This window comes from Mycetohabitans endofungorum, assembly GCF_002927045.1.
GTDB classification, from domain to species: Bacteria; Pseudomonadota; Gammaproteobacteria; order Burkholderiales; family Burkholderiaceae; genus Mycetohabitans; species Mycetohabitans endofungorum.
Genome location: NZ_PRDW01000001.1, coordinates 225,465 through 248,103 on the forward strand (window position 1 = coordinate 225,465; position 22,639 = coordinate 248,103).

Consider the following 22,639-nt stretch of genomic DNA (forward strand, 5'->3'; position numbering starts at 1 on the left):
GGCCGGTGTGCGCGCTCGCGCGGGCGCCGCCGTTGCGATCTGCCACGCCGTTATGCCGCGGAGCCACGTCCGAGCGCCCGGCTTTTCCAGTAAAACCGGGCGACCATCAGGCACGCGACCGTGGCCAGCCCCGCGGCCAGACCCCACCATAATCCCTTCGCGCCCAGGCCGGCATGGAAAGCGAGCCAATAGCCGGTCGGATAGCCGATGCCCCAATAGCCGGTGGCGGCCAGCAGCATCGGTACGCGCGTGTCGCGCAGCCCACGCAGGCAGCCGGCTCCGACGGTTTGCAGTCCGTCCACGATTTGGAATACAGCCGCCACTGTCAGCAGCGATGCGGCCAGCGAGATCGTCGCTGCATTGGATGGCTCATGCGGGTTCAGATAAAGCACGATGATGCCGTGTGGCGCCCACGTCATCACGGCGCCGGACGCCGCCATGAAGCCACCTCCCAACACCAGCGCGACGAACCCGGCGCGGCGTGCCTCGACGGGATGACGTGCGCCCGCCCAGTACCCGACCCGGACATTGGCGGCCTGCGCAATGGCCAGCGGCACCATGAAAGTGGTCGATGCGACGTTCAGCGCAATCTGGTGCGCCGCGAGGGCGGCTGCGCCGAGTGTGCCCACCGCCAGGCTCGTCGCGAGGAATAGCATCGTCTCGACACCGTACGTCACGGCGATCGGCCAGCCGAGCGCGAGCAGCTCGGACATCACGGACCAGCGCGGGCGGCGCGAGCCAGCGACGAAGTGCCGGAATCGTTCGGGCAGGTGCAACAGCGCGAGTAGCACGAGCGCGGTCAGCCAGATCGTGATTGTCGTGGCCGCCGCGGAGCCGAGAAACCCCATGCGCGGCAAGCCCCATGCGCCATGGATCAACCCATAGTTCAGCACGCCGTTCAGCACGAGGCCACCCACCGATACCCACAACAGCCGTCGCGCGGCGCCGATCGCCGGTAGGAACGCGCGCATCATGCCGATGCCGATCAGGCTGCCCAGTGCCGCCCAGCGCAACACGCCCGTGTATTGGCCGACATGTTCGGCCAACGCCGACGGCTGGCCTGCTTTCACCAGCAGCGGTGCCGCGAAGCTCAGCAGCACGAACGCCGGCACCGCCAGCGCCAGCGATAGCGCAAGGCCCGTCCAGTAGATCGACGGCACGCGATGCTCTGCCTGGGCGCCGCGCGCTTGTGCGACCGTCACGCTGACCGACTGGAGCACGCCTTGCAGCAGGGTCATGGTGGTGAAAAATAGATTGGCGCCAAGTCCGCCGGCCGCCAGCGCGTCGGGACCCAGTGAGCCGAGCAGGATTGTGTCGGTGACGCCCATCGCCATTTGCGCCAGTTGTGCGATGGCGAGCGGCGCTGCTAGGCGCGCCGTCGCGGTTGCATGATGAGCGAGCGTAGGCTTGCCGTGATGGTGTGCCAGTGTGCCCTGGGCAGTACCAAGATTTGTCATTAAAAGCGAACCGGAAGGTAATTGCTGATCTTAACAGCGCAGTCTACTAAGGAAAAAGCTCCGGTTTGGTGTGTCCGCATACGAAATGCCGGGGTCGATCACCGGTTGTAAGCAAACGCTGGTGAACGAAACGACAGGTAATAATCGAAACCGCGGCGAACCTCCCGCGCCAGCACGAGTTAGTTTAAAGGACCGATGCGTGCACGCTATGCTAGGCTGTCACGCACGGGCAGGCCGGCAGGCGCGTGGGAGCGTTTGACCATGCGGCCTTGTGCCGTTTCATTGATCGACTTCATAGGGAGGCATCTAATGACTGCAATTTGTCAAATCCGTTGTATCGCGCTGGGCGCCGCGTTGACGGCCGCCACTGTTGCCGCCTTTGCGCAAACGCTGGTTCAAGGCGGCGAGACCGCTAGCGCAGCCGTTGGCGTGGGCGCGTACAGCGGCGCGGATTCCACGGCGGGCAGCAGTGGCACGGGCACCGGTCAGCGTATCGTCGCACCGGCTCCAGTCGATCCGCTCGTGCAGAAGCGCGATGCGGACGCGGCGGCCAACGCGGAGTACAGCGCCAACAAAAAGGCGCTCAAGCAGGAGTACCACAGCCAGTTGAAGGCGGCCAAGCAACAGCGTAAGGCAGCCAAGCGGGACGCGGCCCAGACGCTCAATGAGCAAACGGGCGGCGCGGCGGCGGCCGACAAGGGCGCGCAGAACTGATCGGTGATGCGGGTGGCGCCGCCGTCGCCGGCGCGCGCCGACCCGTCGCCTGCTGCTCTAATCTACCTGGAGTGGTTCCGGCCTGGAGTTGCCTGGCATCGTCCCGGCGATGTCCGCATGAGTCCGCGATGAGCTGGCGGTGGCGTTTGATCCGTCGCTCGCATTGGCCGAATGCATTTTGCCCGCGCGTGGCCGGCGTTTGCCGCGCTGATCGCCGGCTTGCGCGCGCGGCACGACGGCCGGCCCGGCGTGCTCGATGCAATGCGCCGCCAGTTATTTTTGGAAGGAGTGGCTCCTGGCCGAACTGACGCCTGATCTGCCCGATGCGACGCGCGAGGAGGTCGGCGTGCCGTAGCACTTTTGACTTCTCAACAGATGCCCGGAAATCGGCGCATGTACGTATTATGCATGTGCTTTATCTCGGCCCAGCGGTTGTACTGCTGCGATTCGCACAACAGGTTCGCGCCCCTGTGCCAATAGCGCGTGGTCTCGGTCGCAGGAGGATCGGCGCCGGGCACGGGTTACCTGAGCGGGATGGACTGGTCCTGCACCGGTACAGCCGTCACGCTGTTCTTCGCACTGCCCGACACGACACGATCACTGTAGGTCAGATAGACCAGCGCATTGCGCTTGCGGTCAACCATGCGCACGACATGCAATGTCTTGAAGATTGGCGATATCCGTTTCGAGAAGACGTCGGTTTGCAGCGGCAGCGGCGCCTTGAATTGCAGGGCGGCAACCTGCCGGCAGGCGATCGACGCTTCGGTCGGATCCTCGGCAACGCCCAGCGCGCCCTTGACCCCGCCAATACGCGCGCGCGACACGTAACAGGTGACACCGTTGACAGCCGGATCGTCATAGGCCTCGACCACGACCCGGTCCGACCCGGTAATTCGAAAATTCGTATTGACGCTTCCGATCTCTTCTGCACGGGCCGTCGCGCACCAGCACAGCAGCGCGGCGATGGCCAGCGCGACACCCGTCGCCGTTCGCTTGATGCTTGACGAAGCCATCTCAATGTCTGACCGCACGGCGGTCGGCGCGCGGACCCGTGCCGCGGCGACGGTGGTGGCTGGATCGGGCGCCGCGCGCATCGCCCATACGGCGTTAGGCGGTCGGGCAAAGGAGAATGCAAGGCACGGCATCGAAAGGCAGGATGGCATCATGGTCACTTGAAATAAGTCGGCGGCCCCGGGCGGCGCAAGGGTACACGGTTCAATCTACCACCAATGTCGCAACGATCGGCGCCGATGACGCGGGTAACCCTGCGTAACGTGAAATCGAACCCGGCGTTTTTGGCCAACGGAGCAGCGACGCCGTTCTTCCGTTACGCTATGGTCTCAGTTCGCTGCGCATGCGGGCCACAACAAGTATGCGGCGTTATGCCATGCGGGCGGCGCTGATTGAAATCGCCATTTTTCTTGCTTGCCACCATGCGTGTGTTCAAACGATTGTCGCTTTGTTCCGTCAACGCCCCGCCCCTGTATCGGCGTGCGCCACGTCAGCCCTCTTGCGGTGGCGCGCCGCACCGCGCGCACTCGAGTGCCGCCCTGCTCGCTTGCGCGGGCGTCGTGACCCTCGTGTTGAGCCTGCCGGCCGAAGCGTGGGCACAAAACAAGCCTGGCGTGCCGGACGGTATTCTGAGCGACCAGTTCCGCTTCAACGAGCACCCGCAGATGCATTTTGCCGCTTCTGCGCCCGACTCGAAGTTCCAACATGGTCCGCCGGACGAGCGGCGGCGGCGGGCCGATCGAGGCGATCCGTCCGGCGATGCATGCAATCTGAAATGCGGCAAGTGAGCTGATCGGCGCGCCGCATCACCGGTAAGCTGGCGCGCTGTGGACAAGCTGGGGATAACTGGCCTGTCCGCGGTGCATAACCCCGGGGAAAACCGCTGGATATCGCGTGGGCAATCCGGGCAGCGGCGTGGCAGTGACCCAGCAAACCTTTGCCTCGATTGTTCGTGGAGTGATTTGATGGCAGGAGGTAAAACCAAGGTGTAAACGCAACGGGAATTTTTGCGAGAGGCGATGCGGTCACTCGAGCTTACGCGATCTGCTTTTGCCGCACGAATCAGCGTGCCCGAAAAGACGTTAAATAAATGGCTGGCTCTCTTCGATACCGGCGACTATCGAAGCATGCCGGGCGTCGTTTGGGCATATGTCCGCGAAATCCTCGATGAACCACATGCTGTAATTGTCTCTGCGACTTACTTTGGAGGCGAACATGGAAACGTATGTGGGTCTCGATGTGTCCCAAAAGATTACGGCGATTTGCGTTGTTGATCGCGATGGGAAGACCGTATGGCATGGAAATGTAAGCTCGAATCCTGAAGAGATCGCCCGAGCTATTCGTCTGCATGCACCGGAGGCGGTGCGGGTCGGAATGGAAACGGGTCCACTCGCCGTATGGCTATATCATCGATTGCGAGCCAAGGGTATCCCGCTCGATTGCATTCACGCTCGCCACGTCCACGCGGCTCTGGCGACCCAACTGAACAAGACGGATACCAACGACGCACGTGGCATCGCTCAGCTCACGCGCAGCGGATGGTACCGGGGTGTCGAGGTCAAGAGCATGGCTAGCCACGAAGTGCGACTTCTGCTGGCCGCGCGCGGAAAACTTGTGAGCATGCGAACCGGTTTATATAACCAGATTCGGGGCGTACTTAAGACGTTTGGTGTCATCCTGCCGGCAGGTAAAGGTGTGCCATTCGAACGGCTTGTCGAGCAAAACATGCCGCCCTCATCGCTCGTACAAGGCGTACTTGATATCCTAATAGACAGCTTGCGCCATATTGGAACTCAAATTCATGCACTCGATCAGGCCATCCGTCGCGTTGCTCAAGCAAGTTCGGTCTGTCGGCGCTTGATGACCGTTCCCGGCGTGGGCTCACTGACTGCAGTGGCGTTTGCATCGGCTGTTGACAATGCTGAGCGCTTCCGGAGTGTGCGTGACATTGGACCCTACCTTGGGCTGACTCCGACAAAATATCAATCCGGCAATGTCGATCGCAACGCAGGCATTTCGAAGGCAGGATGCCGGCTTACGCGCCATCTACTGTTCGAAGCAGCGTCCTCTCTGATCTGCCGATACCGGCAGGACTGCGATTTGAGACGATGGGCACTAACGCTTATTGCTCGCATTGGCGCTCGCAAGGCGATAGTCGCCACCGCGCGCAAATTAGCGACCGTACTGCTCTCTATGTGGAAGGGACAAACAGACTTCAAGGCGATCAGATAGTGGATTCGATTTAACTATTTGCACTGCCAGAGCCGAACGCTTCATTTAGGCTGATTACGTCGCCGCAGCGATTCCTTCACCCTCTTTGCGGTCCCAACCGCGGCAATCACATCGGAACGCTGTAGCGACTTTCAAACGGCACGTTGTGGCGCACTGCGACCACGTAGACGACAACGAGACGGCCTCTATGAAGCATTGCAACAGAGAGGGATCTTATTGACAGAAATTAGACGACGAAAAAGGGTTGATATACCCCCATCGGGGTATAGTATGGTCCTACGTTTTCAGTGGAGTGCGTTCATGGGAACGAGATATGAACAGGACGTGGTGGCGTGGGCAGGCGAGCAAGCTGCGCTGCTGCGTGCTGGCAAGTTGTCAGCCATCGACGTTGAGCATATCGCCGAGGAGATCGAGGACGTGGGCAAGAGCGAGCAACGTGAACTGGCGAGCCACATGTCGGTTCTCCTTGCGCATCTGCTGAAGTGGCAGTTTCAGCCGTCACGTCGCAGCAAGAGCTGGCAGTTCACGATCCGCACGCAACGCAAGGAAGTGGCCTACGTGCTCAATGAAGCGCCGAGCCTGCGCGGCAAGTTCAGCGATGCGGCGTGGCTCGATATAGTGTGGTCAAAGGCGCGTAGCCTCGCGAGCAACGAAACGGGGCTTGACCTTGATGTGTTCCCCGAAGCATTGCCGTGGTCCGTCGATGACGTGCTTGCGCAAGAATTTCATCCCGAATAACGACCAACAACGAGGAATATTAGACACTGTCTAATATAGAAAAGTAACTGAAAGCAAAAGGGGTTGCGTTTTCACGCAACCCCTTGATTTTTTTGGCTCCCCGACCTGGGCTCGAACCAGGGACCTACGGATTAACAGTCCGGCGCTCTACCGACTGAGCTATCGGGGAACAGCAGAGAAATGAAATTCTATCGGCGTCTTATCGTCTTGTCAACAGGGTGCGTCCAAGCGTGATGTCATCGATCATCGACGCACCCGGCGCGCGTGCGTCGCGCTCATCGCTCGAGCAGCTTCAGCTTGTCTTTCACGTCTTTCCATTCCTCCGCGTCCGGCAGCGCAGGCTTGGTCCTCGTGATGCTGGGCCAGTCCTTCGCCAGTTCCGCGTTCAATTGGATGAATTGTTGCTGGTCGCCGGGGACGTCTTCTTCCGCATAGATCGCATTGACCGGGCATTCCGCCACGCAAACCGCGCAATCGATGCACTCATCCGGGTCGATTGCGAGGAAGTTCGGACCTTCGCGAAAGCAGTCCACTGGGCATACGTCGACGCAGTCGGTATAGCGGCACTTGATGCAGCTTTCGGTCACAACGTGAGTCATTGAAGCTCCTGCACTCTGTGTATAGCGATGTGGGCGCGCAATGAAGCCACAGACACCACCATTGTACAAAATAATTATTGTAGCGCACCGCATTGCCACGTCGCTGTTTCCCGCCCGATGCTGTTATACACTTTGGTGATGTCTTTATATGCGGCGATGCGGCGCGTCCGAGCTTCCGGCCTGTGTCTGGCTGTGCGACCATGATCATCACTTCGTTACTCGATACCGATCTCTACAAATTCACGATGATGCAGGTCGTGCTGCATCATTTTCCTGCCGCCAGCGTCGAGTACCGGTTCCGTTGTCGCACGCACGGCATCGACCTGGTGCCATACGTGGACGAGATCCGGGAGCAGATCAGCCGCCTGTGCCAGTTGCGCTTTACCGACGACGAGCTAGACTACTTGCGCCAGTTGCGTTTTATCAAGAGCGACTTCGTCGATTTCCTCGCGCTGTTCCAGCTCAATGAGAAGTACATTTGCGTCTGGCCGTCGCCGAAGGCCAACGGTGAGATCGAGATCGTCGTGCGCGGACCTTGGCTGCATACGATTCTGTTCGAGATCCCGGTGCTGGCGATCGTCAACGAGGTCTATTTCCGTAATACGCAGCGCTCGCCGGCGTACCACGAGGGACGCGAGCGGCTGACTGGCAAGATGGCGATGCTCGGCGCGAGGCCTGACTACGCCGATTGCAAGATTGCCGACTACGGTACGCGGCGACGCTTTTCGAAGCAGTGGCACGAGGAGGTCATCCTGACGCTGATGGCGGGGCTCGGTGAGCAGTTTGCCGGTACCAGCAATGTCTACTATGCGATGAAGCACGGGTTGACGCCGCTTGGCACGATGGCGCACGAGTACCTGCAGGCGTGTCAGGCACTGGGGCCGAGGCTGCGCGATTCGCAGATCTTCGGTTTTGAGATGTGGGCCAAGGAATACCGCGGCGATCTCGGCATTGCGTTGTCCGATGTCTACGGCATGAAGGCGTTCCTGCGTGACTTCGACATGTACTTCTGCAAGCTGTTCGACGGTGCGCGGCACGATTCGGGGGACCCGTTTGAATGGGGCGAGCAGCTATTGAAACACTACGAGTTGAATCGCTGCGATCCTCGCACTAAGATCCTGGTCTTTTCCGATGCACTTGATATCCCGAAGGTGCTGCAGTTGTACGAGCGTTTTCGCGGCCGCTGCAAACTGGCATTTGGCGTGGGCACCAATCTGACTAACGACCTGGGCTATGCGCCGCTGCAGATCGTGATGAAAATGGTCCGCTGCAATGGCCAGCCCGTTGCGAAATTGTCCGACTCGCCGGGCAAAAACATGTGCGACGATCCCGCGTACATCGCGTACTTGCGGCAGGTGTTCGAGATCGACACGCCGTTGGAGGCGGGCCACTGAACCGGTGAGGCCGGCACGCGCGGCACGCGGTGCCCCCCTCTCGCATCGTACTGCGTCGCGCGGGCAGTGTCCCGCTGCAGGCTGGATGCCATCATGGCCATCGGATCCCCGATGGCCGTCCGGCCAATGGCCGCGCCGCGCCCGCCGGTATAATCTGCGCGAAGGCGTTGCCGACGCACTAACAGAGGATCGCTACATGAACACTTCGGCGGCTCGCCGCAATATCATCGCTCGCATCCGCGCGGCGCAGTGCCGGCCGGCGCAGCCTGGGGCGGTGGAGCACGAGGCGCTCACCGACTATCTGGTGCGGCACCCGGCCGGCCAGCGTTCCGATCTGCGGGGCGATCTCGTTGAGCTGTTCGTCGGCGGCCTTGAGGACGCGTTTGCATTGATGCGTGCCGAGCGCGGCGAATTGCCGAGCTCGGTCAACTTCATTTCAGGTCCGTCGCGTACCGGCGACATCGAACAAACCATTGTGCTGGGTGCGCATGGTCCTTATCGCGTTCATGCAGTCGTTGTTCGTGACGCGTGATTGCTATTTTCCGATACAACACATGACGAGGTTTTTTGCTGTCCTGCCGGCGGGTGTAGTACTCGCCTGTACCCCGCTTGCCGCGTACGCGGCCGACGTCGATGGCGCGCAACTGGGCTTGCACTGGGCACTGCCGTTTGCGGGCATGCTGCTATCCATCGCGCTGCTGCCGCTGCTGGCTCCCACGTTCTGGCACCGACACTTCGGCAAAATCGCGGCGGCTTGGGCACTGGCATTCCTGGTGCCGTTTGCCGCGTCGTTCGGCGCCGGCGCAGCACTCGCATCGCTCGCTCATGCCGTGATTGCCGAATATGTGCCGTTCATCGTGTTGCTGGCTGCGCTGTATACGGTGGCCGGCGGTATCTGCGTGCGCGGCAATCTACACGGATCGCCTGCGCTCAATACAGGCCTGATCGCGCTTGGCACGCTGCTCGCGAGCATCATGGGAACGACGGGCGCGGCGATGCTGCTGATCCGGCCGTTGCTGCGGGCCAATGACAATCGCCGGCATGTTGCGCATGTGGTGGTGTTCTTTATTTTTCTGGTTGCGAATGTGGGCGGCGCGTTGTCGCCGCTCGGCGATCCGCCATTGTTTCTCGGCTTCCTGAATGGCGTCGATTTTTTCTGGACGACCGTGCATTTGGCGTTGCCGGCCCTGTTCGTTACTGCCGCGGTGCTGTCGATATTCTACATGCTGGATAGCTATTATTTCAGGCGTGACGGCAACGCCGGGCCGGCGCGGGTCGATCTGACATCTGACTCGCGCGGTGTTGCAATCGACGGCAAAGTGAACTTCGCACTGCTGGCGTGCATCATCGTCCTGGTGCTGATGAGCGGCGTCTGGAAGCCTCACGTGCAATTTGACGTTTTCGGTGTGCCAGTCCAGTTGCAGAACATGCTCCGTGACGCCGGACTGCTGGTCGTGCTGTTCGTGTCGCTGCGCGTGACGCCACCCTCTGCGCGTGATGGCAATGGCTTTAGCTGGGCGCCGATCGATGAGGTCGCCAAGCTCTTCGCCGGCATTTTCGTGACAATTGCACCGGTGATCGCGATGCTGCACGCCGGACAACGGGGCGCGTTCGCCGACGCGGTGCAGTGGACGCTGCAAGACGGCCAAGCCGCCGTACCCTTGTACTTCTGGGCGACGGGGGTGTTGTCATCGTTCCTGGACAATGCGCCGACCTATCTGGTGTTCTTCAACATCGCGGGCGGTGACGCACAGACGTTGATGACGTCCGGTGCGTCGATACTCGCGGCGATTTCCGCCGGCGCGGTATTTATGGGAGCGAATACGTACATTGGCAACGCGCCGAACTTCATGGTCAAGGCCATTGCCGAGTCGCGCGGCGTGCGCATGCCGAGCTTTTTCGGCTTCATTGGATGGTCAGCCTGTGTACTGCTGCCGGTATTTGCGATGACGACATGGCTCTTTTTTCGGCATTGAGCGCTGGGCACAAACTTAGACTGGAGCGCACATGCTGACAATCATCCTGGCAGTCGCAGTGGCCGTATTGGCCGCCGCGCTACTCATTGTCGCGGCCGCGATGCGGCAACGCGATGCCGGCAACGCGACTGAGGCATCGCTGCAAGCGCTCGCGGAGCGGATGCGCGAACTGGGCGACACGCACGCGCGCTCCCAGGAAAGGCTGGAGCGCGAGTTGCGCGCGGAGCTGATCGAAAGCGCCCGTGTGTCGCGCGCCGATGCCGGCGCTGGCGTCACGCAACTACAACAGGCGCTTGCGGCGCAACTCGCGAGTATCGCTACAGTGCAGAACAACCAGATTGACGGCTTCGCGCAGCAACTGGCCAAACTTACGCAGAGCAATGCGCAGCAGCTCGATGCGTTTCGTTTGTCCGGCCAACAGCAGGCGCAACATGCGCGCGAGGAGCAGGCCGCCGCATTGAAGCGATTCGGCGATACGCTGAACCAGCAATTGGCCGTGCTCTCGGAGAGCAACGAGCGGCGTCTTGCCGAAGTGCGGGCGACGCTCGAGCAAAAGCTTAAGGATATCGAGGCGAACAATGCGGCCAAGCTCGATGAGATGCGACGCATTGTCGATGAAAAGCTTCATGCCACGCTGGAGCAGCGCCTGGGCGAGTCGTTCAAGCTGGTGTCGGACCGGCTCGAGCAGGTCCATCGCGGTTTGGGCGAGATGCAGACGCTCGCTGCAGGCGTCGGTGATCTGAAGAAGGTGTTGACCAATGTCAAGACGCGCGGGACCTGGGGCGAGGTTCAGCTCCAGGCGCTGCTCGAGCAGATGCTCACGCCCGATCAGTATGCGAAGAACGTGGCAACGGTGCCGCGCAGCAGCGAGCGCGTCGAATTCGCGATCCGGCTACCGGGCCGGGGCGAAAGCGACCAACGCAATGCGCAGCCGGTATGGCTGCCGATCGATGCGAAATTCCCTCGTGAGGACTACGAGCGGTTGATTGACGCACAGGATCGGGCTGACCCCGTTGGCGTCGAGGAGGCGGCCCGCGCGCTGGAAACGCGCGTCAGGCTGGAGGCCAAGGCAATTGCAGACAAGTATGTGTCGCCGCCGCATACGACGGACTTTGCCCTTCTGTTCCTGCCGACCGAGGGGCTTTATGCGGAAATCCTGCGCCGGCCTGGGCTGACCGACGCATTGCAGCGCGACTACCGGGTCACGATTGCCGGACCCACTACGCTGACCGCGTTGCTGAACAGCTTGCAGATGGGTTTTCGTACGCTGGCGATCGAAAAGCGCTCGAGCGAAGTCTGGCAGGTACTCGGCGCGGTGAAAACGGAGTTCGGCAAGTTCGGCGATGTTCTGGCGAAAACGAAGAACCAGCTTGCGACCGTTGCCCGGTCTATCGAACTGGCTGAGACCCGGACACGACAGATGCACAGGAAGTTGCGCGACGTCGAGGCGCTACCTGGCGAGCAGGCTGCCGAGCTGCTGGGCGATGAAGGGCAAGCGCAAGCGACGTTAGACGACAGCAGCGAATAAGCCGGTGCGGCCGTGGTGGAAGCGGATCCGTCAGATCGACGAATCGTCAGGCAGCGCTTGCAGACCCGTGAGACGGTGCCGGGCCTCTCCGGTCACGCGCACGACGCGCCACTGCGGTAACACGGTTGCGCCCAGTTTCGCGTAGAAGTCTACCGCTGGCGTATTCCAATTCAATACGGTCCACCCGAAACGGGTGCATTGCCGCTCGATAGCGAGCGTGGCCAGCACGCGCAGCATTTCAGTGCCCAGTCCCGTGCGTGCCTCGCTGCGCCGGTTGCATGTATAGATACTCTAGATACAGGCCGCGTCGGCCGGGGTCGCATGGGCGGATCGTCGTGCCGTCCGGCAGCATAGCCAATGGCGAAGTCATGCCTCCTCCGGTGCATCGGAGAGCATGATCTCGATGCCGCCGAAGCGCGATGCCACCCAGTTGTATGCGTGACATGCGATCCATAGCAGGACGAAGCCAAGCACGGCGTTGAGTATCAACGCGCTGAACAACGTTGATAGCTCAACAGCGCCGTAGCGCAAGAATGCTACTAGCATACCGAGCAGGACGATCGGCACGCTGAAGGTCAGGTACACGAAGATCAGCGCCTTGGCAGTTTGCCCCGGGGCAATGTACGAGATTTGTTTTTTCATATCGAAGCGTCGGCGGTCATTCGCGAAAAGGGTCGCGCGGGGCGCGCGCTGAAGTTGTATGAAAACGGCGAGTATGCGTGAGTTCAATCCATCAAAAGGTTAAAGCAGCCCGCCAAAAGACCAGATCAGTCCGTTAAAGGCTTAGATCAATCCGTCAAAAGGCATGATGTCGACCGTGTCGCCCACGGCCACCGGCCCTCGTTGATGATCCAAAATAACGAAACAATTGGCATCGCTCATCGAGCGTAGGATACCGGAGCCCTGTGCGCCGGTCAGCGCGACTTCCCAGCGCCCGTCGTCGCGCCGGCGCGCAATGCCTCGCTGATATTCGGTCCGTCCGGGGCGTTTGCTGATTGGGTCCAGCGCGCTCGCGGCGATCAGCGGCACGGGCCGGGGCAGTGCACCGGTCATCGAAATCAGTGCGTCGCGCACGATCTGATAGAAGGCGACCATCGTGGCAACCGGGTTGCCCGGCAAGCCGAAGTAGAGCGCATCGTGGCCTTCGCCCACGCGCTTGCCCGACCAGATGCGGCCAAACGCGAACGGGCGTCCCGGCCGCATCGCGATACTCCAAAATGCGACGTCGCCCAGCCGACCCATCAGTTCACGCGTGTAGTCCGCGTCGCCGACCGATACGCCGCCGGAACTGAGTACGACGTCCGCTGACGCCGCCGCGTTGCGCAGCGCTGCTTCCAGCGCGTGCCGGTCATCGGGCACCACGCCGAGATCGATCACCTCCACGTTCAGGCGGCGCAGCATCCCGTACAGCGTATAGCGATTGCTGTCGTATACGCATCCGGGCGCAAGCGGTTGTCCCAGCGAACGCAATTCGTCGCCGGTCGAAAAGAAGGCGGCACGCAGGCGGCGTCGGACCGGTACTTCGCCGAGCCCGAGGGAGGCGAGCAGGCCCAGATCGGACGCGCGCAACACACGTCCGGCCAATAGGGCCGCATGTCCGCTGCGCAGGTCTTCGCCGGCGCGTCGGCGGTTGGCGCCGCGGGCCAGCGCGGCGGCCAAGAATTGGATCGAGCCGTCGCCGTTGATTGCAACCTGCTCCTGCGGGATCACGGTATCGCAGTCGGCCGGCAATATCGCGCCGGTCATCACGCGAATGCAATCGCCACTGCGTACCCGCGCATCGTATGCGCGTCCGGCTAGCGCCGTGCCCGCTACGCGCAACCGGATCGTGCCGCCGCGCTCGAGGGTGGCGCCGTCGAACGCATAGCCGTCCATGGCGGAGTTGTCGTGTGCTGGTACGTCCAGCGGCGATACCACGTCGTCAGCCAGCACGCGGTCCAGTGCGTCACGCAGCGCGAGTCGCTCAATGGTGGCCACCGGCGTTGCCCACTGGCTCACAATGGCCCGGGCGGCATTCACCGGCAGTGCGTTCGGATCATAGTCGGCGATACAGCTTGCGATGGTTTGCAGCGAGGTCATGGCACGGGGACGGCGGAAACGGGGCGGATGCAACCGGGCAAAGGACGCCAGGCACGCTCATTGCCCGATGTCCGGCCGCTCGAGTTTGTATAATTCTTGCAGCGAGTTGACATTGTAAAACGCGCGCTTGTCGGCGAATGGCACTTGTACCGCCATGTGGCGTGCGTACCACGTGCGCACCCGGCGCTCGCCTTGAGCCAACTGCGTCGCCAGATCGCCTGCCAGCCCGGTGCGCAGCAGCGCGAATACGAAATGAGCACGCCCGGCTGCCGGCGTGTCGGCCGACGACGATAGAGGCGTGGCGGGCGCGCCCGGCGCAGTGGCATCGGGCGATGCGGTGCATGCATAAGCAATCGGTGCGTGCGTGACTTCTAGCGCCTGGGCGAGGCGCTGAGCCAGGTTCAACGGCACGAATGGAGAATCGCATGGCGCGACCAGTAGCGCGCCGTGCATCAGCGCTTGGCTGTCGAGCGCATATAGCCCTTCGAGAATGCCGGCCAGCGGGCCGGGGAAATCGGACGTGGCGTCCGTTAGCACCTGATCGGCAAACCGGGCATACTGATCAACATGGCGATTGGCGCTGATCAGCAGGCGCGACACCTGTGGCCGCAAGCGCTGTGCGACATGCTCGATGAGCGGGCGCCCATGCAGCAGTTGCAGCCCCTTGTCCCGTCCACCCATCCGCGTGCCGCGGCCGCCAGCGAGAATCAGCCCGATGGTGCTGGCGCGCGAAATCATGTGCGGATCACGGTGTGCATCGGCCTAGCCGCCGATGTACGACATTTCGACGCGCGGGCCGCCAGCGGCTTGCCCTCGCAACTGCGAATAGCGGTCCTCGCGAGCTCGCCACAGTCGCGCGATCGCATCGGAGATCTGCTCATCGGTGACGCCGTCGCGCAACAGCGCGCGCAGATCGTGGCCCGTGTTGGCGAACAGGCATAAATACGCCTTGCCTTCAGTGGACAGCCGTATGCGCGTGCAACTGGAGCAGAATGCACGCGTGACGCTGGAGATCACGCCGATCTCCCCAGCGCCGTCCACGTATCGCCAGCGCTGCGCGGTCTCGCCCGGATAATGCGCGTCTAGGGGCACAAGCGGCCAATGCGTGTTGATTCGGTCGATGACGTCGGCGGACGGCAGTACTTCGGCCATGTTCCATCCATTGGTGCAGCCTACGTCCATGTATTCAATGAAGCGCAATACGGCGCCGGATCCGCGAAAATGTCGGGCCATTGGCACGATTTCGCTGTCGTTGGTGCCGCGCTTGACGACCATGTTGATCTTTAGTGGGCCAAGGCCTGCCGCGTGCGCGGCCTCGATCCCGTCCAGCACGCTCGAGATCGGGAAATCGGCATCGTTCATGCGTTTAAACAAGGTATCGTCCAGTGCGTCGAGGCTGACTGTCACGCGCGTGAGTCCAGCGTCTTTCAGCGCACGCGCCTTGCGGGCGAGCAGTGCGCCGTTCGTCGTCAGCGTCAGATCGAGTGCTCGTGCATCGGACGTGCGCAACGCAGCAAGGCGTTCGACCAGGCGTTCGAGGTGCTTGCGCAACAACGGTTCGCCGCCGGTTAGGCGGATCTTCTCGACCCCCTGCGCGACAAACAGCCGCGCTACGCGCTCAATTTCCTCAAAGGTCAGCAGCGCGTTGTGTGGCAGAAAGGGGTAGTCGCGGCCAAAAACGGTTCGCGGCATGCAGTACATGCAGCGAAAATTGCAGCGGTCGGTGACCGAGATACGCAGGTCGCGCAGCGGGCGGGCGAGCCGGTCAACGACATACCCGCGCGGCGCTCCAGGGGCGCTCGAGAACGCCGGGACCGCGCTCAGTTCGTTCAGCGGGATGACACGTCGATTCATGGTTGCCACACAGGCCAGTTCAGCTAAAGATTTTATCCGAATGCGCCGAGTACGGCGTTGCTGCGGTGCAATGTCCTATATCGCGGTTGCGATGATCGGCGGCAGGGCGAGCAGCGAGCCCGCCGGATAACCGGGGAGGGCCAATAAAAAGCCCTCGCCGAGGCGAGGGCCATCGATTATGAGCCGCAAAGCGGCGCACGACGGGTGCGACGTGCCCGTCCGGTTACACCTCGTGTCGGGTCTCGACTTGCTGCATCGGTTCCGTGGACGGCGGCGGCAACGGCTTGCGTTCACGGCCGATGCGCAACGGTTCCTGGGCAGCTTGCGCGGCTTGCTGCGCCGCGCGCAGCTTGTCGGCATCGGTGTTGACCCACACCAGTCCAGCGGACTCTAAGATCGGCGCTAGCGTGTCGATTGATAACGCGCCTGCCGACGGAGCCATTGGGGCGAGGGTGGCGACCGGGGCTGGTTCGTCGGCGTTGCTCGGTTGGGACGGCGCTTCGTGCGCGCCCGCCGGTGTGTTGCCGACGACGGCTTGCCTATGGCCCGCTTCGGCGCGGCCGGTTACCGTGTCGTCCGATTGCGCAGCCGGGACCTGAGCCGACGCAGCCGGCGTGTGGGCGTGCGCCGGTATCGCCGATGTCGGCTCGTCTGCCCTCAGCGGGCTTACCGGTGTCGGCTCATCACCTCGTACTGGCACCGGCTCGTCGCGTCGTGCCGGCGCTGATTCGAGCGGATCCGCTGTCGCGGCGGCGGTCACCACCGTTGACGTCACCGACGGCTGAGGAAGGGGCGCTTGCTGCCGGGTAACCTCGCCGCTGATGCTGGGGCTTGCACCTGAATCATGCGCCGGCTCGACAACCCGCGGCTGCGGCTGCGCCGCGACCGCAGCCGGTTGCATAGGCGTGGCTAGGGGCACCTGCACCGTTGCCCGGTGTCCGCCAGCTTCGTTGGCTTCCCGCGACGCGGGGGATCGGTCCGCGGCGTGTTCGACCGCCGCTTCTGATCTTGGCACTGGCACGTGCTCGCGAGCCGACACTGCGTCATCTGTCATCGCGGTGGGGGCGCCAGCCGCGGTGTTCGGTGCAGTGGCACCCGTTTCGCCTTCTCCTTCGGCCACGTCTGCGGCATGAGTCAGGTTGATGCCGTCCTCGTCGCGTTCGCGGCGACCGCCGCGGCGTCCGCGCCGGCGGCGGCGCCGCTCCTCGCCATCACGCCCGAGATCGGTTTCCGGTGCCGCGCCGGCACTCGGCGCCGCCTCCCGGCCCTGTTCGACCTCCTGCTCGTCGCGTAGTGACTCGAACGGCGGCTGCTCGAGCTGCTTGCGTTCGCCACGGTCGGCTCGGTCAGGCCGCTCGGCGCGCTCGTGGCGTTCACCGCGTTCGCCCCGATCCGCCCGTTCACTGCCACGCTCACCCCGATCCGCCCGTTCGCTTCGTTCGGCGCGTTCGCCGCGTGCCGCCTCGTTGCGGTCACGGCGCTCGCCGCGCTCGGTACGCTCGAAACGTGGCGGCCGTTCGGTGCGCGCTGGTTGTTCTGCCTCCACGCGGGCATCGGCTTGCCGTTCCTGGCGGGGGACTCGCGTATCGCGTACGCTCCGCTCGTCGCGCGCAGCGCGTTCGTCCCGCGTATCGCGTTCATCGCGACGCGGCCCACGACCCGATTGAGCAGTGACGTCGCGTGGTGCCGCGTCACGGCTACCGGATTGCTGGCCGCGCCGATGGGACCGGTTGCGCTCTGGGCCTTGACGAGCCTCGCCGCTGGCACGTTCCCCGGTCGGCCGTGCCGGCGTGGCTTTGCCAGTGGCCTGGGCCGGGGGGGCGGAAGGCTCGCCACTGAAGATGCGCTTGAGCCATCCGATGAATCCGCCACTTGCCACGGCCGCCGGTGCGGCCGGTGTGCGCGGCTGGGCTGGTGACACCGGGCGTGGCGCGGCGCTGGGCGCCGGCATTTCCGGCGTAATGCCCTTGACGGCGGCTTCCTGCTTCGGCTTTGCGTCGCCGTCGCGCTTGCTGTAGCCGGTTTCCGATTCCAGTTCGCGCGCCGCTTCTTCGGCCATGCGCCACGACGCGCGCGGCTCGTCGAGTCGCACGTCGTCATGACGCAGTCGCTCGAGCTTGTAGTGCGGCGTTTCGAGGTGCTTATTGGGAATCAGCACCACGTTGACCTTGAAACGCGATTCTATCTTATTGATTTCTTGGCGTTTTTCGTTTAACAGGAAGGCGGTCACCTCGACCGGCACCTGGCAATGGATTGCCGCGGTGTTCTCCTTCATCGCTTCTTCTTGAATGATTCGCAGCACTTGCAGCGCGGACGATTCGGTGTCGCGGATGTGGCCGGTGCCATTGCAGCGCGGACAGGTCACATGGCTGCCCTCGGACAGCGCCGGACGCAGCCGCTGACGCGACAGCTCCATCAGGCCGAAGCGGGAGATCTTGCCCATCTGGACCCGGGCGCGGTCGTGCTTGAGCGCGTCCTTGAGCCGTTGCTCGACTTCACGCTGGCTCTTGGCCGACTCCATGTCGATGAAGTCGATCACGATCAGCCCGCCCAAGTCGCGCAGCCGCAACTGGCGCGCCACTTCATCGGCCGCCTCCAGGTTTGTGCGCAGCGCTGTTTCCTCGATGTCGGCGCCCTTAGTCGCCCGAGCCGAGTTCACGTCGATGGCCACCAACGCTTCCGTGTGGTCGATCACGACGGCCCCGCCGGAGGGCAGCGGCACGGTGCGGGAATAGGCGGTCTCGATTTGGTGCTCGATCTGGAACCGGGAAAACAACGGCACGTCATCATGGTAGCGCTTGACCTTGCCGAGATTGTCCGGCATCACCACTTCCATGAACGCGCGAGCCTGATCGTGGATATCCGGTGTATCGATCAGGATCTCGCCGATGTCGGGCTGGAAGTAATCCCGGATCGCGCGGATCACTAAACTCGATTCAAGATAGATCAGCAGTGGCCCGCGCGTGCCGTTCGCCGCTGCCTCGATCGCACGCCACAATTGCAACAGGTAGTTCAAGTCCCACTGCAGCTCTTCGGCGGAGCGACCGATGCCCGCGGTGCGCGCGATCATGCTCATGCCGTCCGGCAATTCGAGCTGCGCCATCGTTTCGCGCAATTCTTGCCGGTCGTCGCCCTCTATGCGTCGCGACACGCCGCCGCCGCGCGGATTGTTAGGCATCAGCACCAGGTAGCGGCCGGCCAACGAGATGAACGTGGTTAGTGCAGCACCCTTGTTGCCGCGCTCCTCCTTTTCGACCTGGACGATCAGTTCCTGACCTTCGTGCAGCGCGTCCTGGATGCGCGCGGAGCGCATTTCGACGCCATCCTTGAAATACTGTCGGGCGACCTCCTTGAATGGCAGAAAACCATGGCGATCCTCGCCGTAGTTGACGAAGCACGCCTCGAGCGAAGGCTCGATCCGCGTGACGACTCCTTTGTAGATATTGCCTTTACGCTGTTCGCGTCCGGCGGTTTCGATATCGATGTCGATCAGCTTCTGCCCATCGACGATCGCCACGCGCAACTCTTCCTGTTGCGTCGCGTTGAACAACATGCGTTTCATTGAACGGCTCCAGTGCGGCTGCGCGTCCCGCCACGGTCCAGAGTGGAACCGGAACGGGCAGCGGCGCGCCGCCTCTTTTTGTCAAAAAAAGCACGCTGGAGCGGGAAACTCTGGCTGGGGAGAATTGCCTTGACCGGAACGCGCGCCAACCAAGGCGCGGCGTGCCGCGGGCACCTGCGAATAGGTCAAAACCACGGCAAAACACGGCGGTGCAGCCGCGCATTGCGCCATCAAGCGCGTGACGCGCGGCGTCAAACCGTACGATGCACTGCTGCCGGCGGGCCGCCGTCACACAATACGCGCGCGAACCGGATCCTGCGCGGGTGCGCGGACCATTGGCACCGTGGCCCGGGTGTCTCGCTCGTTCGCGCGCGCTGTCTCGATCCGACTGCTGCGCGCGTGTTATTCGCAATCCGTCCAGCTCGTGCGTGCCACGTCGGCCGACGTGGAAGTGCCGTGAGCTGGGCGCAAAAAATTCTTTATGACCAAAATTTCCGTTACCGGCTTGCCGTCGACGATGCCGAATCCGCCTGTGGGCGATATCCCTGCGCCGTGCAACGACATGCGTGCAACTTGCTGCTCTCGCCTTCCAGGCGAGCAGCCGACCTGGGGTGCAAGGTAGAATAACGCACAGGGCGCTTGCACCGAAACAGCCCGTCGCTTGCCGGGCGGGTCGCCACCGGCGCACGGGCTGTCTGACAAATTATATGCAGAATGAATGAGTTAGGCAAAATATCGCAAAATGGTGCAGCTGCCGACCGTGTTTCGTGGCTGAACGTAGACGACGCGTCGGCCGGCCAGCGCATCGACAATTTCCTTCTGCGCGTATGCAAAGGGGTGCCAAAAAGCCATATTTATCGGATTTTGCGAAGCGGCGAAGTGCGGGTCAACAAAGGCCGGGTTGACGCCTCGTACCGGCTCGAGCATGGCGATACCGTGCGCGTGCCGCCGATACGGGTGGCACAGCCGGCTGGCTCCCCGGTGAGCGCGCCGGCTGCGACGTTCCCGGTGTTATATGAGGACGACTGCCTGATTGCGCTGGACAAGCCGGCCGGCATCGCGGTGCACGGCGGCAGCGGGGTGAGTTTTGGCGTGATCGAGCAAATGCGTGCCGCGCGTCCTGCTGCCCGCATGCTGGAATTGGTCCACCGGCTCGACCGGGAAACGTCCGGCGTGCTGTTGCTGGCCAAGAAGCGCGCTACGCTCGTCGGTCTGCACGAGCAGATCCGCGAGGGCCGGCTGGATAAGCGCTACCTGGCGTGCGCGCGGGGCGCGTGGCCCGCGGACTGGGGCGTGCGCCGCGCGGTGAAGGCGCCGCTGCACAAGTACTTGACTGCCGACGGCGAGCGGCGGGTTCGCGTGCAGCCCGACGGAATGGCCTCGCATACGGTCTTTAACCTGCGCCGGCGACTGGGCGACTATTTATTGTTGGAGGCGGAACTGAAGACCGGCCGGACCCATCAGATTCGGGTCCACCTCGCGCATCTGGGTTTGCCGATCGTCGGTGACGACAAGTATGGGGATTTCTCGCTGAACAAGGATCTTGCTCGTCCCGGCGCCCGGCCGGGATTGCGCCGGATGTTCCTGCATGCGTGGCGGCTGAGCATTAAGCACCCGACCAGCGGCACGCCGCTAGCGTTCGAGGCGCCGCTGCCAGCCGAATGCGGTAATTTTTTGCAACAATTGACGGATACGTTGAGCGCGGATGACACGCAAACAGTTTGACTTGATCGTGTTCGACTGGGACGGCACGCTGATGGACTCGACCGCGCACATCACGCGTAGCATCCAGCGGGCGTGTCGCGACCTCGGCTTGCCAGTGCCCGACGCGTTGTCGGCGAGCTATGTTATCGGGCTGGGGTTGCGCGACGCGCTGCAGATCGCCGCGCCCACGCTCGATCCGATCGACTATCCGCGCCTTGCACAGCGCTACCGGTTCCATTACCTGAGCGGTGATCCGCATATCGAGTTGTTCGCCGGCGTGCGCGAGATGTTGGACGAATTACGCGGTGCGGGCTATCTGCTCGCGGTGGCGACCGGCAAATCACGGGTCGGGCTGAACCGCGCGCTGGACTCGGTCCGGTTGATGACGATGTTCGATGCGACCCGCTGCGCGGACGAGACGTTTTCAAAGCCCCACCCGGCAATGCTGCATGAATTGACACGGGAATTGGGGCAAGGTGCTACGCGTACCTTGATGATTGGCGATACGACGCACGACCTGCAGATGGCGGCTAACGCCGGGGCCGCCGCCGTGGCGGTGTCCTATGGTGCCCATCCAGCCGAGCAACTGGTTAAGCTGGAGCCGCGCTTTTGCGCCGCCGACGTCACGTCGCTGGCCGATTGGCTGCGCGAGCACGGATGACCCACGAACTCGCCGAACGCGGCCGCGGCATCCGATGCGCCGCGAAATCCGACCTCTTTCCCTTGAAGCAGGACTTGATTGCGCATGACCGACTATTCGACTGACGACAACCCGCGAACCTCCACGCCCGCCCAGCGGGGACGGGCCGACGCCACCGGCCGCACGCCCGACGATTGGCAGCGCGATGCGCTCGAGCGCGTCGCGCTGGCGGCCATCCGCGAGCAGCGGGCGGCGCGCCGCTGGCGGATTTTTTTTCGCGGCGCGTTCCTCGCCGTGTTGATCGCGCTCACTTGGAGCGTGTTCAACCTGTCGGGTGAACGTTCGGTTTCGGCCGCACGTCATACGGCGCTGGTTTCACTGGACGGTGAGATCGCGGCGAACTCGAATGCGAGCGCGGAGAACATCGATACCGCGTTGCAGAATGCCTTTGATGACTCGCATACCGCCGGGGTGATTCTGCGGATCAACAGCCCGGGCGGCAGCCCGGTGCAGGCTGGCATCATCAACGCCGAGATCCGCCGTTTGCGCAACAAGTATCCGTCCAAGCCGCTGTATGTGGTGGTCGAGGACATTTGCGCATCGGGTGGCTACTACGTGGCGGCGGCCGCCGACAAGATTTACGTCGACAAGGCCAGTATCGTCGGCTCGATCGGCGTGCGGATGGACGGGTTCGGCGTCACCGGACTGATGGACAAGCTCGGTATCGAGCGCCGGATGCACACGTCCGGTGAAAATAAGGGGTTCTACGATCCGTTCTCGCCCGAGAGCGACAAAATGAAGCAGCATGCGCAGCGCATGCTCGATGATATCCATGCGCAGTTCATTACTGCGGTGCGGCAAGGTCGGGGTAAGCGGCTGAAGGAAACGCCGGACGTGTTTTCCGGGCTATTCTGGACCGGCGACAAGAGCGTCGAACTCGGGCTGGCCGATGGATTCGGCAGTACCGACTATGTCGCACGCGAGGTCATCAAGGCACCGGGTATCGTCGACTATACGGTCAAGGAGAGCATCACCGATCGCGTCGCTCGCAAGTTCGGCGCGGCGGTCGGCGGCGCGGCACTTCGTGTGCTGGCGCTCGGTGCCGCGCCAAGCCTACGCTGAGTCTGGCCGTCAACTTAGGCGTTGGGCCG

Annotated in this window: 20 protein-coding genes, 1 tRNA gene and 1 pseudogene; 12 read left to right on the forward strand and 10 right to left on the reverse strand. The window is 62.8% G+C overall.

All coding sequences use genetic code 11. The features are described 5' to 3' along the window. Window positions 1-50: 50 nt before the first annotated feature. Window positions 51-1,457, reverse strand: coding sequence for an MATE family efflux transporter (locus B0O95_RS01075; RefSeq protein ID WP_104076207.1), 1,407 nt, complete (start codon window positions 1,455-1,457; stop codon window positions 51-53). Window positions 1,458-1,766: 309 nt separating this feature from the next. On the opposite strand from B0O95_RS01075, the gene B0O95_RS01080 reads away from it, so the two are divergent. Beyond that, window positions 1,767-2,171, forward strand: coding sequence for a hypothetical protein (locus B0O95_RS01080; protein WP_104076208.1), 405 nt, complete (start codon window positions 1,767-1,769; stop codon window positions 2,169-2,171). 521 nt (window positions 2,172-2,692) lie between these two features. Here B0O95_RS01080 and B0O95_RS01085 read toward each other — a convergent pair. Continuing rightward, a complete protein-coding gene (locus B0O95_RS01085; RefSeq protein WP_370641737.1) occupies window positions 2,693-3,169 on the reverse strand; it encodes a CreA family protein in 477 nt (158 codons plus the stop codon). A gap of 19 nt (window positions 3,170-3,188) precedes the next feature. Here B0O95_RS01085 and B0O95_RS15740 point away from each other — a divergent pair, with 19 nt between their 5' ends. From B0O95_RS15740 to B0O95_RS01105, 4 genes are all read left to right on the forward strand, one after another. Continuing rightward, complete coding sequence (locus B0O95_RS15740) at window positions 3,189-3,347, forward strand: hypothetical protein (RefSeq protein ID WP_158249433.1); 159 nt, start codon at window positions 3,189-3,191, stop codon at window positions 3,345-3,347. A gap of 257 nt (window positions 3,348-3,604) precedes the next feature. Next, window positions 3,605-3,970: a hypothetical protein gene (locus B0O95_RS01090; protein ID WP_370641735.1), complete on the forward strand. Its 366-nt coding sequence runs from the start codon at window positions 3,605-3,607 to the stop codon at window positions 3,968-3,970. Window positions 3,971-4,397: 427 nt separating this feature from the next. Next, window positions 4,398-5,414 (forward strand): IS110 family RNA-guided transposase, encoded by a 1,017-nt coding sequence (locus B0O95_RS01100; protein WP_104076209.1) that lies wholly within the window; start codon window positions 4,398-4,400, stop codon window positions 5,412-5,414. Between the two features lie 300 nt (window positions 5,415-5,714). Continuing rightward, window positions 5,715-6,152: a DUF29 domain-containing protein gene (locus tag B0O95_RS01105; RefSeq protein ID WP_104076210.1), complete on the forward strand. Its 438-nt coding sequence runs from the start codon at window positions 5,715-5,717 to the stop codon at window positions 6,150-6,152. 93 nt (window positions 6,153-6,245) lie between these two features. Here B0O95_RS01105 and B0O95_RS01110 read toward each other — a convergent pair. Together B0O95_RS01110 and fdxA are read right to left on the reverse strand one after the other, a co-directional pair. Then, window positions 6,246-6,321: transfer RNA gene (locus tag B0O95_RS01110), tRNA-Asn, on the reverse strand. A 106-nt stretch (window positions 6,322-6,427) separates the two neighbouring features. Beyond that, window positions 6,428-6,751, reverse strand: a complete 324-nt coding sequence (fdxA, locus tag B0O95_RS01115) for a ferredoxin FdxA (RefSeq protein ID WP_076785251.1) — start codon at window positions 6,749-6,751, stop codon at window positions 6,428-6,430. 200 nt (window positions 6,752-6,951) lie between these two features. On the opposite strand from fdxA, the gene pncB reads away from it, so the two are divergent. The 4 genes from pncB to B0O95_RS01135 all read left to right on the forward strand — a co-directional run bounded on the left by pncB (window position 6,952) and on the right by B0O95_RS01135 (window position 11,649). Continuing rightward, window positions 6,952-8,145, forward strand: a complete 1,194-nt coding sequence (gene pncB, locus B0O95_RS01120) for a nicotinate phosphoribosyltransferase (RefSeq protein WP_104076346.1) — start codon at window positions 6,952-6,954, stop codon at window positions 8,143-8,145. A gap of 196 nt (window positions 8,146-8,341) precedes the next feature. After that, window positions 8,342-8,677 (forward strand): LUD domain-containing protein, encoded by a 336-nt coding sequence (locus B0O95_RS01125; protein WP_104076347.1) that lies wholly within the window; start codon window positions 8,342-8,344, stop codon window positions 8,675-8,677. Window positions 8,678-8,699: 22 nt separating this feature from the next. Further along, window positions 8,700-10,121 (forward strand): sodium:proton antiporter, encoded by a 1,422-nt coding sequence (locus B0O95_RS01130; protein WP_104076348.1) that lies wholly within the window; start codon window positions 8,700-8,702, stop codon window positions 10,119-10,121. Between the two features lie 31 nt (window positions 10,122-10,152). Then, a complete protein-coding gene (locus B0O95_RS01135; protein ID WP_199180395.1) occupies window positions 10,153-11,649 on the forward strand; it encodes a DNA recombination protein RmuC in 1,497 nt (498 codons plus the stop codon). 30 nt (window positions 11,650-11,679) lie between these two features. On the opposite strand, the pseudogene B0O95_RS01140 reads toward B0O95_RS01135, so the two are convergent. The 6 genes and pseudogenes from B0O95_RS01140 to B0O95_RS01165 form a co-directional block, all read right to left on the reverse strand. Next, window positions 11,680-11,962: pseudogene (locus tag B0O95_RS01140) on the reverse strand (GNAT family N-acetyltransferase); the annotation flags it as partial. 53 nt (window positions 11,963-12,015) lie between these two features. After that, window positions 12,016-12,291 carry a hypothetical protein gene (locus tag B0O95_RS01145; protein WP_104076350.1) on the reverse strand — a complete coding sequence of 92 codons (276 nt, stop codon included), beginning with the start codon at window positions 12,289-12,291 and terminating at the stop codon, window positions 12,016-12,018. A gap of 141 nt (window positions 12,292-12,432) precedes the next feature. Next, window positions 12,433-13,728: a molybdopterin molybdotransferase MoeA gene (gene moeA / locus B0O95_RS01150; RefSeq protein ID WP_104076211.1), complete on the reverse strand. Its 1,296-nt coding sequence runs from the start codon at window positions 13,726-13,728 to the stop codon at window positions 12,433-12,435. A 57-nt stretch (window positions 13,729-13,785) separates the two neighbouring features. After that, complete coding sequence (gene mobA, locus B0O95_RS01155; protein ID WP_104076212.1) at window positions 13,786-14,466, reverse strand: molybdenum cofactor guanylyltransferase MobA; 681 nt, start codon at window positions 14,464-14,466, stop codon at window positions 13,786-13,788. A 24-nt stretch (window positions 14,467-14,490) separates the two neighbouring features. After that, a complete protein-coding gene (moaA, locus tag B0O95_RS01160) occupies window positions 14,491-15,582 on the reverse strand; it encodes a GTP 3',8-cyclase MoaA (protein WP_104076213.1) in 1,092 nt (363 codons plus the stop codon). Between the two features lie 223 nt (window positions 15,583-15,805). Further along, window positions 15,806-19,144, reverse strand: coding sequence for an Rne/Rng family ribonuclease (locus B0O95_RS01165; RefSeq protein ID WP_104076214.1), 3,339 nt, complete (start codon window positions 19,142-19,144; stop codon window positions 15,806-15,808). A 714-nt stretch (window positions 19,145-19,858) separates the two neighbouring features. On the opposite strand from B0O95_RS01165, the gene B0O95_RS01175 reads away from it, so the two are divergent. The 3 genes from B0O95_RS01175 to B0O95_RS01185 all read left to right on the forward strand — a co-directional run bounded on the left by B0O95_RS01175 (window position 19,859) and on the right by B0O95_RS01185 (window position 22,610). After that, window positions 19,859-20,869: an RluA family pseudouridine synthase gene (locus B0O95_RS01175; protein ID WP_104076216.1), complete on the forward strand. Its 1,011-nt coding sequence runs from the start codon at window positions 19,859-19,861 to the stop codon at window positions 20,867-20,869. After that, the gene (locus B0O95_RS01180; protein ID WP_104076217.1) at window positions 20,850-21,509 is read left to right on the forward strand and encodes an HAD-IA family hydrolase; all 660 of its coding nucleotides are present in this window, start codon (window positions 20,850-20,852) and stop codon (window positions 21,507-21,509) included. The genes B0O95_RS01175 and B0O95_RS01180 overlap by 20 nt, the downstream gene beginning before the upstream one ends. 84 nt (window positions 21,510-21,593) lie before the next feature. Beyond that, complete coding sequence (locus tag B0O95_RS01185; protein WP_104076218.1) at window positions 21,594-22,610, forward strand: S49 family peptidase; 1,017 nt, start codon at window positions 21,594-21,596, stop codon at window positions 22,608-22,610. Window positions 22,611-22,639: the final 29 nt, after the last annotated feature.

Bases quoted from the DNA above. Each gene is read 5' to 3' on its own strand.
- B0O95_RS01135 (WP_199180395.1), top strand. From the start codon at position 10,153: ATGCTGACAATCATCCTGGCAGTCGCAGTGGCCGTATTGGCCGCCGCG.
- B0O95_RS01125 (WP_104076347.1), top strand. From the start codon at position 8,342: ATGAACACTTCGGCGGCTCGCCGCAATATCATCGCTCGCATCCGCGCG.
- B0O95_RS15740 (WP_158249433.1), top strand. From the start codon at position 3,189: ATGTCTGACCGCACGGCGGTCGGCGCGCGGACCCGTGCCGCGGCGACG.
- B0O95_RS01165 (WP_104076214.1), bottom strand. From the start codon at position 19,144: ATGAAACGCATGTTGTTCAACGCGACGCAACAGGAAGAGTTGCGCGTG.
- B0O95_RS01130 (WP_104076348.1), top strand. From the start codon at position 8,700: ATGACGAGGTTTTTTGCTGTCCTGCCGGCGGGTGTAGTACTCGCCTGT.
- B0O95_RS01175 (WP_104076216.1), top strand. From the start codon at position 19,859: ATGAATGAGTTAGGCAAAATATCGCAAAATGGTGCAGCTGCCGACCGT.
- B0O95_RS01105 (WP_104076210.1), top strand. From the start codon at position 5,715: ATGGGAACGAGATATGAACAGGACGTGGTGGCGTGGGCAGGCGAGCAA.
- B0O95_RS01075 (WP_104076207.1), bottom strand. From the start codon at position 1,457: ATGACAAATCTTGGTACTGCCCAGGGCACACTGGCACACCATCACGGC.
- B0O95_RS01080 (WP_104076208.1), top strand. From the start codon at position 1,767: ATGACTGCAATTTGTCAAATCCGTTGTATCGCGCTGGGCGCCGCGTTG.
- moaA (WP_104076213.1), bottom strand. From the start codon at position 15,582: ATGAATCGACGTGTCATCCCGCTGAACGAACTGAGCGCGGTCCCGGCG.
- B0O95_RS01100 (WP_104076209.1), top strand. From the start codon at position 4,398: ATGGAAACGTATGTGGGTCTCGATGTGTCCCAAAAGATTACGGCGATT.
- pncB (WP_104076346.1), top strand. From the start codon at position 6,952: ATGATCATCACTTCGTTACTCGATACCGATCTCTACAAATTCACGATG.
- fdxA (WP_076785251.1), bottom strand. From the start codon at position 6,751: ATGACTCACGTTGTGACCGAAAGCTGCATCAAGTGCCGCTATACCGAC.
- B0O95_RS01090 (WP_370641735.1), top strand. From the start codon at position 3,605: ATGCGTGTGTTCAAACGATTGTCGCTTTGTTCCGTCAACGCCCCGCCC.
- B0O95_RS01185 (WP_104076218.1), top strand. From the start codon at position 21,594: ATGACCGACTATTCGACTGACGACAACCCGCGAACCTCCACGCCCGCC.
- mobA (WP_104076212.1), bottom strand. From the start codon at position 14,466: ATGATTTCGCGCGCCAGCACCATCGGGCTGATTCTCGCTGGCGGCCGC.
- B0O95_RS01180 (WP_104076217.1), top strand. From the start codon at position 20,850: ATGACACGCAAACAGTTTGACTTGATCGTGTTCGACTGGGACGGCACG.
- B0O95_RS01145 (WP_104076350.1), bottom strand. From the start codon at position 12,291: ATGAAAAAACAAATCTCGTACATTGCCCCGGGGCAAACTGCCAAGGCG.
- moeA (WP_104076211.1), bottom strand. From the start codon at position 13,728: ATGACCTCGCTGCAAACCATCGCAAGCTGTATCGCCGACTATGATCCG.